We start from the raw sequence: 3848 nt of genomic DNA on the forward strand, positions 1-3848 counted from the left end.
AAAAATTATTTTAATTGCCTCATATTTTTTAAGTAAAATTGAATTAGCAACGATAGATATACATTCCAGCTATCGAACTGCTTGGTTAGTACATAGAACAAAAGCAAGCTGTGACTGGGTTATAATTTTTGGAGATGTCTATTTATAGTCATTTCAGATAAGTCTGATACACTCTAGACCAGTTAAACCCTTATGAACTCTGGCATTGATATTCTCAATCTTAATTGAAATGACTATAGTATCACTGATAACTGCTAACTGCTAACTGCTAACTGCTAACTGATAACTGATAACTGATAACTGAAAAAGGTGGGAATTACCCACCTTAAACTTGATTTTTGCGGAATTTTTCTAGCGACTGCTCCGATCTTGGTCTAAGACGCTGACGGGGAAGTTATTATAACCAACGTGATGCTTGCTGGTTTTTTGAATTTCTTCTTTGATTTGATCTAGATCAACATAGCGATCGGCTACATTAATTAAACTATCACTGGTCATCGATCGCAAACTAACCACTTCCACTCGCGCACCGCGGTAACTGACGGAATCGGCAGCATAGGCTAAATCCCCATCACCACTGACAATTACTGCGGTATCATAGGAACCCACTAGCGCCATTAAATCCACGGCGATTTCCACGTCGAGATTGGCTTTTTTGGAACCATCGGGCAATTGTACTAGATCTTTAGCGATGACTCGATAGCCGTTGCGACGCATCCAGAGGAGGAATCCCTGCTGTTTTTCGTTAGTGCGATCGACTCCAGTATAAAAGAAGGCGCGCAAGAGACGAGAACCGGCAGTTAAACGACAAAGTAATTTGGTGTAGTCAATTTCGATACCTAATTGCAGAGCCGCATAAAATAAATTGGAACCATCGATGAAAATCGCCACACGACCGCGATTTTCTAGCACTTGTTCGGGGGTGAAGACTGGGGCCGTGTCATAATCATCAAACATTTTATTTTTCCTCGTTTGTTAAAAGTTTAGTGTTGGGTGTTTGCCAGTTGTATCCCAAAGGACAACAGACCTTAAAAAATAGAGTTATCAAAAAATTCCTTTAGGAATCGTTTAACGGCAGTTCTAGTTTAGAAAAGATCGGTTCAGGTGTTCCTAGTTGTGGATTTGTGGGTAATCCCCATTGACAGTGTTGGGAAAAAGAGACACCATCAGGGGAGTTTTCCCCATCCTCCGACCTGAAAGTATTAAAATCAATAACAAAACCTAGTTGTTGATAAATTTTACTGCTCAAGGTCGGTATTATCGGTGAGAGTAGGTAGGCAGAGAGTCTTACTGATTCCAAAACTGCGTAGAGGACTTGTTCTACCGCTGCTTGTTGTTTCTGTTTAAATAAACTCCAGGGCGCACTCTCATCGATAAACTTGTTACTAGCGCGAATTAACGCCAATATTTCCTCACAGGCTTGATCAAATTGTAGCGCATCATACTTCTGTTCAACAATTACCCCTAGATTGATCCCCATATTCTTAAGACGATTATCGTTCGGGATATCTACGCCAGTCAACTGGGGGGGGATATTTTGGCAGTATTTTTTAACCATGCCTAGGGTGCGATTGAGGAGGTTGCCTAAATCGTTGGCTAAATCTGCGTTAAGAATATTAACAAATCTGGTTTCCTGAAAATCGCCATCCTGTCCTAATTCAATCTCTTTGACGAAATAGTAACGGACGGCATCGGCCCCATAGCGCTCAACCAAATCGAAGGGATCGAGGGTATTACCGAGACTTTTGCCCATTTTCCGCCCGTCTTTGGTCAAAAAGCCATGGCCGAACACTCTTTTGGGCAAGGGTAAACCGGCCGACATTAGCATAGCCGGCCAATAAATGGCATGGAATCTTAATATATCTTTACCGATCAGATGCAGATCGATCGGCCACCATTTGGCCAAGGCATTTTCTAGGGTGGGTTCGTCTTCGGGGTCGAGAAGGGCGGTAACATAGCCAAGAAGGGCATCAAACCAAACGTAGATGGTATGCTGACCATCGTGGGGAATGGGAAACCCCCAAGCGACATTAACCCTAGAGATGGAGAAGTCCTGTAGTCCTTGGTTGACGAAGTTGAGAACCTCATTACGTCGGCTTTCCGGTTGAATAAAATCGGGTTGTTCTTGGTAAAATTGTTCTAGTTGTGCCTGATACTTAGAGAGACGGAAAAAATAGTTTTCCTCATCGCGCCATTCGGCGGCCAGATTAGTATGAATGGGACAACAGCCATTATCTAACAGTTCTCTTTTTTCCTTAAATTCTTCACAGGCGACGCAATACCAACCCTGTTGGCGATCGAGATAGATATCGCCTTTTTCCCAGACTCTTTCAAAAAATTCGTTAACAATTGCCTGATGACGGGGGGCAGTGGTGCGACTAAAGCGGTCATACTGGATGTGTAGCTTTGCCCAGAGATGGGCAAAACTGGTGGCAATGCGATCGCAGTGTTCCTGGGGATTGAGTCCTTTGGCCGCCGCAGTCCGTTCGATTTTCTGTCCGTGTTCGTCGGTTCCTGTAATTAAGAGAACAGAATTGCCCTGTAACCGCTGCCATCGCGCCATAACATCCGCTACGATCGTCGTGTAAGCACTACCGATGTGAGGGATATCGTTGACATAATAAAGAGGTGTTGTTAAAGCAAATGTTTTTCGCTCATTCAAATCATTCATGAAATTTATTTTTTTAAATAGACGAGGCTGCCCCGAGGCTGATCCGTAGATGATTGGGACATAATCCCTATATTTTATGATCCTCTAATTCTGTTTTATCCTTTAGTTGTGATCTAAGTCAATAAAAACAATCTTAAGGCCGATTTTTTTTTCCATGAAGCTGCTTACCCCCCTATCTACCTCTCGTTTAATTCTTGATACCACGCGCACGAGTCTGTTTACCGTCGGTCAAGAAAATCTACCCAGCCAAGGAGTGGCGATCGTGGTAAGTAACCATCGTAGCTTTTTGGACGCGCCGATCTTAATTCAAGCTTTGGGCAAAACTCTCCCGATCGCCTGTCATCACTACATGGGAAAAACGCCGCTTTTGCGGGAATTAATCGGAGAATTGGGCTGTTTTCCCTTTGATACCCCCGAAAAACGCCACCAGACTTTTTTTCGGCAAGCAACGGATTTTTTACAGTCCGGACGATGGATCGGTTTATTTCCAGAAGGTGGATCGCCGATGTTAAATTTGACTCCTCCTCGTCAAATTAGCCGTTTTCAAAGCGGATTTGCCCATTTAGCCCTGCGTTGTCCCGTGGAGAATCTATCGGTCTTACCTGTGGCTATTCTCTCCGAGTCGGAAACTGCTATTAGTCCTTTTCCCGTGCGTTTGCTGCGCTGGTTAGATACCACGGAACCTTTGTTTGATCAAGATGGTTGGCATCCCGTTGTATTTTATCATCGTGTCAAGGTGGCGATCGGTCGTCCCTATGGAATTACTGAGAGCGATCGCTCAGATTATCAAGGTAAACAAGGAAAAAAAGCCCTTAATCGTTTAATTGGTCATTGTCAGTCGGAAATTAGCGATTTATTGCTGAAAGGCTAAGTCAGGAGACAGGAGGCAGGAGATAGGGTTTTGGGGTTTTGGGGTTTTGGGGTTTTGGGATGTTAGGATGTTAGGATGTTAGGGTGTTAGGATGTTAGGGTGTTAGGGTTTTAGGGAAATTTCAGCTAAATGCCCACTTCCCACTTCCCCACTTCCTAACTCATAATTCATAATTCATAATTGATAATTGATAATTCCCTCTCCCCACTTCATAATTCATAATTGATAATTGATAATTCCCTCTCCCCACTTCATAATTCATAATTGATAATTGATAATTCCCTCTCCCCACTTCATAATTCATAA

Annotated in this window: 3 protein-coding genes; 1 reads left to right on the forward strand and 2 read right to left on the reverse strand. The window is 43.1% G+C overall.

Annotated features, from left to right (window positions below; translation table 11 throughout):
- Positions 1–351: 351 nt before the first annotated feature.
- On the reverse strand, positions 352–957 hold the full coding sequence (locus IM475_RS14630) for a LabA-like NYN domain-containing protein (protein WP_002739868.1): 606 nt from the start codon (positions 955–957) through the stop codon (positions 352–354).
- Positions 958–1057: 100 nt separating this feature from the next.
- Positions 1058–2671: a methionine--tRNA ligase gene (gene metG, locus IM475_RS14635; RefSeq protein ID WP_287728041.1), complete on the reverse strand. Its 1614-nt coding sequence runs from the start codon at positions 2669–2671 to the stop codon at positions 1058–1060.
- Between the two features lie 154 nt (positions 2672–2825).
- On the opposite strand from metG, the gene IM475_RS14640 reads away from it, so the two are divergent.
- On the forward strand, positions 2826–3542 hold the full coding sequence (locus IM475_RS14640; RefSeq protein ID WP_287728043.1) for a lysophospholipid acyltransferase family protein: 717 nt from the start codon (positions 2826–2828) through the stop codon (positions 3540–3542).
- Positions 3543–3848 lie beyond the last annotated feature (306 nt).

This window comes from Microcystis sp. M061S2 (assembly GCF_020245605.1).
Lineage (GTDB): Bacteria > Cyanobacteriota > Cyanobacteriia > Cyanobacteriales > Microcystaceae > Microcystis.